General features: G+C 60.3%; 6 protein-coding genes. 4 read left to right on the top strand and 2 right to left on the bottom strand.

Annotated elements, in window-relative coordinates; translation table 11 throughout:
- Nucleotides 1–395: 395 nt before the first annotated feature.
- Nucleotides 396–602 (top strand): hypothetical protein, encoded by a 207-nt coding sequence (locus FHT29_RS31410; RefSeq protein ID WP_034512760.1) that lies wholly within the window; start codon nucleotides 396–398, stop codon nucleotides 600–602.
- Nucleotides 603–666: 64 nt separating this feature from the next.
- Here the strand turns inward: FHT29_RS31410 and FHT29_RS31405 are convergent, their stop codons facing one another.
- Nucleotides 667–2,019: an ATP-binding protein gene (locus FHT29_RS31405; RefSeq protein WP_047561100.1), complete on the bottom strand. Its 1,353-nt coding sequence runs from the start codon at nucleotides 2,017–2,019 to the stop codon at nucleotides 667–669.
- A 3-nt stretch (nucleotides 2,020–2,022) separates the two neighbouring features.
- On the bottom strand, nucleotides 2,023–2,742 hold the full coding sequence (locus FHT29_RS31400; RefSeq protein ID WP_037199224.1) for a response regulator: 720 nt from the start codon (nucleotides 2,740–2,742) through the stop codon (nucleotides 2,023–2,025).
- Nucleotides 2,743–3,166: 424 nt separating this feature from the next.
- Between FHT29_RS31400 and FHT29_RS31395 the strand changes: the two genes are divergently transcribed.
- The 3 genes from FHT29_RS31395 to FHT29_RS31385 all read left to right on the top strand — a co-directional run bounded on the left by FHT29_RS31395 (nucleotide 3,167) and on the right by FHT29_RS31385 (nucleotide 5,693).
- On the top strand, nucleotides 3,167–3,931 hold the full coding sequence (locus FHT29_RS31395) for a pseudouridine synthase (protein WP_245297607.1): 765 nt from the start codon (nucleotides 3,167–3,169) through the stop codon (nucleotides 3,929–3,931).
- Nucleotides 3,918–4,601 (top strand): phosphoribosyltransferase, encoded by a 684-nt coding sequence (locus tag FHT29_RS31390; protein WP_047561105.1) that lies wholly within the window; start codon nucleotides 3,918–3,920, stop codon nucleotides 4,599–4,601. Before FHT29_RS31395 ends, FHT29_RS31390 begins: the two co-directional genes overlap by 14 nt.
- Before the next feature lie 147 nt (nucleotides 4,602–4,748).
- Nucleotides 4,749–5,693 carry a phosphoribosylaminoimidazolesuccinocarboxamide synthase gene (locus FHT29_RS31385; RefSeq protein WP_037199343.1) on the top strand — a complete coding sequence of 315 codons (945 nt, stop codon included), beginning with the start codon at nucleotides 4,749–4,751 and terminating at the stop codon, nucleotides 5,691–5,693.
- Nucleotides 5,694–6,026 lie beyond the last annotated feature (333 nt).

Genomic DNA, 6,026 nt, shown 5'->3' with positions numbered 1-6,026 from the left:
GCCCTCGTTCAGTGAGTGGGCTTATAATCCCACCCAACGAACCAAGTCAACACACCAACTGTAAAAATTCTGACATTTTTGTAAGTGATTGATTTGTAAATAGATTTTGTGGATGGATGTGGGGAGAGGCAGCGTTTGCCCACAAGCGCTCCAAAAAATATTGTCCAAATGATCAAAATTTCGGTCGGCGCAACGGAAAGTCGATGTCCCAAGGCCGCTTCTCCTCCGGATTTGCCTCACAAGGGATCGAGGCCACGGTCACAGACGGCTGAGCAACCCCATTCCGCTCGCTCTATTGCCGACACGCAATTTTGAGATGCAAGCCTCAGAAAAACCGATATTTTATATGAGATTTCTGCTATATGTAAGAAAAACAGCATAGGAGGGAGGAAACAATGCACACAACAAGACCGGAAAGCATTATCGAAGTCAGCGTCGACAGCGCCAGCGGACGTCGTGCGCTGGGCATCATGAGCATGCGCCAAGCGTTGGATCTGCCTGACCTGCTGCGATTCACCTATACGCATCCGGATCCTTCAAAAGCCGCTGCCGGCGTTGTCGTCAGCCGGGAAGAGCTCCAGACGTTTCTGACCTGCCACTGAGCCGCAGGCGAGGCGTACGGCACGGATCGTGCGGCAGCGCGAGGCTGTCTGGCGCCAGCGTTTCTCAGGCGGCCTTTCTTTCCGTGGCGGCAAGCGGCAGCAAGACGACAGCATTGAGCCCACCACCCTCGCGATCCTCCAGGCAGAGTGCGCCGCCGTGCGCATCGAGAATTTGCCGGACGATGGCCAGGCCGAGACCGCTGCCGCCGAGATCGCGGTTGCGGGACTCTTCCAACCGCACGAAAGGCTCGAGCACTTCCTTGCGCCGCTCCGTCGGAATGCCGGGTCCGCGATCGCCGACGATGATGGCGCCTTGATCCCCGCGATGCTCGACACCGACCTCGGCACAGCCGCCGTAGCGCAGTGCATTGTCGATCAGATTATCCAATACCCGCACCAATGCCGTCCGAGGCATCGTCACGGCCAGGGGCTGCCCGAACGGGGAGAAGGCAACGAGGTCCGAAGCATCCTGGCGCTCGGCCACATGGGAGCAAACGGCAACGTCGAGGTCGACGATAATCTTCCCGTCCGGCACGACGGTGCTGCGGGCAAAGCCAAGGGCATCCTCGACGAGGCGCTGCATGGCCTCCACATCGGCGATCGCCCGGTCGCGATGCGGCGTATCCGGCATCATCTCCATGCGCAGACGAAAGCGGGTGAGATAGGTTCTGAGATCATGCGAGATCGCCCCGATGATCAGGGTGCGGTTGTTGACCAGGGCAGCGATGCGCAGCTGCATCGCGTTGATGGCCCGGATCAGCATGCGAAGTTCGCAGGCGCCTCTCTCCGGAATATCGACCGGTTGCAGACCATTGCCGATGGAGTTGACAGTGCGGGACAGGCGCGTGAGAGGTCGGGTCTCCCGCGCTACGGCGGCGATCGCGATGACAGCGACCAGCATGCCAAGGACGCCGGCCATGAGGCCGACCGGAACGCCGCGCAACCGCACCGTCGGCGTATCGGGAAGCCTGAAGACGGCGACCTTGCCGCCGGCGACGCCGATCGACACTTCGACGATGCGGTCCGGCGCGCCGACGGAGAACCAGCCCTGTGGTCTTTCGGGAAGCGAGCGCATGTTGAAATAGCGATTGCCCAGAGCGATCGCTGCGAACTCACGCGCCAGCTTGTCGGTCAGGGTGAGATTGGACGCATCATCCTTTTGCCCGGGCAAGGGAGCATCGATCAGGCTAAGTGCCAGACCATTGGCATTCAGCGCACGGACGGCCAGCGGCTGCGTCTCGGGCGGGATGGCATCAAGAAGACGGATCGCCGACTTGACCTGCATTGCCGGCGAGATTTCGGGATCGAGCGACGTATTCGGCTTCAACTGGGCCGCGGCAAATGCCGCGAGCTGGATGACGAACAGCGCCACGGCAACGATCATAATGATGCGGGCGACGAGGCCGAGTTTCAGCATGGCTCAGACATCCTTCACTTCTGTCGTGAGGAGATAGCCGGCATTGCGCACGGTGGTGATGATATGGGCGCCATCGGGCAGGCAATGCCCGAGCTTGGTGCGAAGACGCGAGACCGTCACGTCGATGGTGCGGTCGAAAGGATCGGCGCCGCGGCCCCGCGTCCAGTCGAGCAACTGGTCACGCGATAATATGCGTCGCGGCCGCTCGAGAAAGCAGACGAGCAGATCGAATTCAGCCGTTGTCAGATGCACGATGCGTTCGCCCTCCATCTCGATCACCCGGCCATCGAGGTCGACGGTAAGGCCGGCGAAACTCTTGCGCCGGGCAGGAGCAGCGCCCTCCTCGGGACGCTCGGGCCCAGAGCGGCGAAGGATAGCGCGAATGCGCGCCAGGAGTTCGCGCGGATTGAAGGGTTTGCCGAGATAATCGTCGGCGCCCATCTCGAGGCCGAGGATGCGGTCGATATCTTCTGTTTTCGCCGTCAGCATGAGGATCGGCACCTGGCTGCGGGCGCGGATGCGGCGGCATGCGGACAGGCCATCCTCGCCCGGCAGCATCAGATCGAGAATGATGAGATCGGGAAAGCCCTTGGAGAGAATGCGGTCCATGGCGGCGGCGCTATCGGCAGCCTGCACGGCAAAACCCTCGCGGCTCAGGAACTCCTCGAGGAGCGCCCTAATCTCGCGGTCGTCCTCGACCAGAAGAAGCGATGCGGAAACCATGGCCCCTCCATGCGGGGCGAAAGGCGGTTTTGGCAACAGGGAAACAGTCGGCGTTACAAACTGTAACAAATTTCCGCTGTTTTGAAAAATCCCAGCAAAGGAAGCCGTGCAGTTTCCGGGCAAGGGCAATCCCTCCGGAGCGAACGGCGGCACCCTCTATGCCGCCTACCGACCCAACCGCCCGCTCCGGTCCGAGGCAGGGCTCGTATCCATGAAATGCGAGCCCTGCCGCTTTCCGACCTTGCCTGCTTTCCAGCAATGCGATTTGCGTCCCGGTCATCCTCGTGCGAAAGGATTGTCCTTCGCGGGCAGTAATGCCCGGTCATCGCAGTAGAGATCGTGAGGCAAACGGGTGAGCCAGCGGCATTCACCGCAAAGATCCGGCAAGACGGCGAAAGGCAGACAGGAACCCGACGGCAAGCGCGTGACCTTGCCGCGGGCGCTTTCCAAGCTCGGCTATTGTTCCCGCACCCAGGCCGAAACCCTGATTTCAGCCGGCCGCGTGACCGTGAACGGGAGAACAGTCACCGATCCGAGCACATGGGTCGATCTGGAGCGGTCGCAATTTGCGGTCGACGACATCGCAATATCTGCTGAAGAGAAACTCTACTTCATGCTGAACAAGCCGCGCGGGCTGGTGACAACCCGTGACGATCCCGAGGGCCGACCGACCGTCTATGACTGCCTGAGGGACATCGATGCACGGCATCTCGCTCCGGTCGGCCGGCTGGACAAGGCGAGCGAGGGGCTACTCCTCTTTACCAACGATACGGTCTTGGCGCAGGCGCTGCTCGATCCGGTCAGCCATGTCGGCAAGGTCTATCACGTCCAGGTCGACCGCATCATGGACCACGAGCAGTTCGAGCGCATGGAGCGCGGAATCATCGACGACGGTGAGCTTCTGACTGCCAGCATGGCCCGCCTGTTGCGCAGCGGGGATCGCAACAGCTGGATCGAAGTCGAACTCAAGGAGGGCCGCAACCGACAGATCCGCCGGATGCTGGAGGCGCTCGGCATCGAATGCCTGCGGTTGGTGCGTGTCGCTTTCGGCGATATTGCGCTCGGCGATTTGCCGAAAGGTGCGGTCCGGCCCCTGACGGAGGCCGAAATCCTTCGGCTGCGCCGGCGCGCGGACCTGAAAACAAACGGACAGAATGGATCGAAGGCGAAACGCGATGCAGCCTCATGATTTCTGGCAGGAGCTCCACCCGCCCAAAACTTTCTCGACGGCGGGCGAACGCCACGATTTCTATGTGGCGGAGCTCCCGGACGGGCGCCAGTTGCACCTGCCGATCCGTGTCCTGGCTGATGGCAAGCACGCGCTGGCATCGCTGATCGTCAATCAGGCGAGTTTCGTCGTGCAGGAAGCGCTGGCCGAGGCGCTTGCGGCCAGGATTGCGGTCCACGATATCGATGTCGTCGCCGGATTGCCGACGCTGGGGCTGACGCTGGCGAGCGGGGTTGCACGGGCGCTCGGCCATAGTCGTTACGTGCCGCTCGGGACCTCGCGCAAATTCTGGTACAGGGAAGAACTATCGGTTGCGCTTTCATCCATCACCACGCCAAACCAGGAGAAGCGTCTTTATATCGACCCACGCATGTTGCCGCTGCTCGAAGGAAAGCGCGTGGCGCTGGTCGATGATGTCATATCGAGCGGAGCTTCGATCGTTTCCGGCCTGGCCCTCCTGACCGCATGCGGCATCGAACCCGTGGTGATCGGCGCGGCCATGCTGCAATCCGAGCGCTGGCGAGAGCGTGTCGATGCGGACGGCAGGCAATGGAGCGAGCGGATCGTCGGTGTTTTTTCGACACCGATCCTCGAACAGACCGAAAATGGCGGCTGGCATAGTCCCGGCTGACCGCCTTTTCCAGCAGGGCAGCCATGCCGGCGGGCTCGAAGAATGCAACATTGCATATGAAAATCGTTCCGATTCCCGCCGCAATGCGCTAAGGGTCCGCTCAAGAAGCATCCGTCGGGCGGATGCATGAGCCTGCTGGTGGACGTGTTGCGAATTCTCTCCGAAGCCTATTTCCCGGAACTGCCCAATTACTATCGCGGCAAGGTACGCGAGAATTACGACCTGCCCGACGGCAGCCGCATCATCATCAGCACCGATCGCTTGAGCGCCTTCGACCGCATCCTCACCTGTATCCCTTACAAGGGCCAGGTACTCACCCAAACGGCGCGCTACTGGTTCGAGCAGACACGCGATATCTGCCCGAACCACGTCATCGACTATCCCGACCCGAATGTCGTCGTCGGCAAGCGGCTGAACATTCTGCCGGTCGAGGTCGTCGTGCGCGGTTATCTCGCCGGCACCACCGGCACCTCGATCCTGACGCTTTATAAGAAGGGTCAGCGCGAGATGTACGGCATCACGCTTCCGGACGGCATGCGTGACAACCAGATCCTGCCGGAGCCAATCATCACGCCGACAAGCAAGGAATTCGACGGCGGCCACGACGAACCATTGACGCCGACCCAGATCATCGAGCAAGGACTTCTGACCGAGGCACAATGGCGGACATTGTCGAACTATGCCCTGGCCCTGTTTGCGCGCGGTCAGGAAATCGCCCGCAAGCGGGGGCTCATCCTCGTCGATACCAAATATGAATTCGGCACCGACGAAAACGGCACGATCATCCTTGCCGATGAAATCCATACGCCAGACAGCAGCCGCTATTGGCTGGCCGACAGCTATCAGGACAGATTCGAAAAGGGCGTCCGCCCGGAAAGCTTCGACAAGGATTTCGTCCGGTCCTGGGTGACGGAACGCTGCGATCCCTACAAGGATGAGATTCCGGAGATCCCGCTGGAGCTCATCGAGCAGACGTCCAAGGTGTATATCCGTGCCTATGAAGCAATCACAGGTACGCCTTTCCTGGCCGACGACCGCAGTGCAACACCGCGCGACCGGGTTCGCGCAAGTCTCGCTCGCTATTTCCCGTAGAGACGATCCGAGCGGTCTTTTAACGAGACCAGCCGGCCGAATAACCTTCCAATGGTTGCATCGGTTAACGATTCGTTAACATCCCGCACCCTTGAGTGGTGGGCGGAAGGGTATGTTTTTTGCAACACTTTAGATTTTTTTTACCGAAACCCTGCTATTTTGCCCGATCCCACATATGTTCGCCGACGAGAAATCGTAAAAGCCACTGTGCTATTGCAAAACTCATTGCTAGATTGACGCCGACCGCTTCGGGTCATTGTTTGTACTGCGTAAGGCTGGAGCGCCGAAACACTTAGGGTCATGTCGACCCCGTAAAACACTGATCATGTAAAT

Origin of the sequence: Rhizobium sp. SG741 (assembly GCF_012275435.1) — a bacterium.
GTDB classification, from domain to species: Bacteria; Pseudomonadota; Alphaproteobacteria; order Rhizobiales; family Rhizobiaceae; genus Rhizobium; species Rhizobium lusitanum.
This window is presented reverse-complemented; position numbering and strand designations above follow the sequence as displayed.

Coding starts and splice junctions, on each gene's coding strand:
- FHT29_RS31410 (WP_034512760.1), top strand. CDS start 396: ATGCACACAACAAGACCGGAAAGCATTATCGAAGTCAGCGTCGACAGC.
- FHT29_RS31405 (WP_047561100.1), bottom strand. CDS start 2,019: ATGCTGAAACTCGGCCTCGTCGCCCGCATCATTATGATCGTTGCCGTG.
- FHT29_RS31400 (WP_037199224.1), bottom strand. CDS start 2,742: ATGGTTTCCGCATCGCTTCTTCTGGTCGAGGACGACCGCGAGATTAGG.
- FHT29_RS31390 (WP_047561105.1), top strand. CDS start 3,918: ATGCAGCCTCATGATTTCTGGCAGGAGCTCCACCCGCCCAAAACTTTC.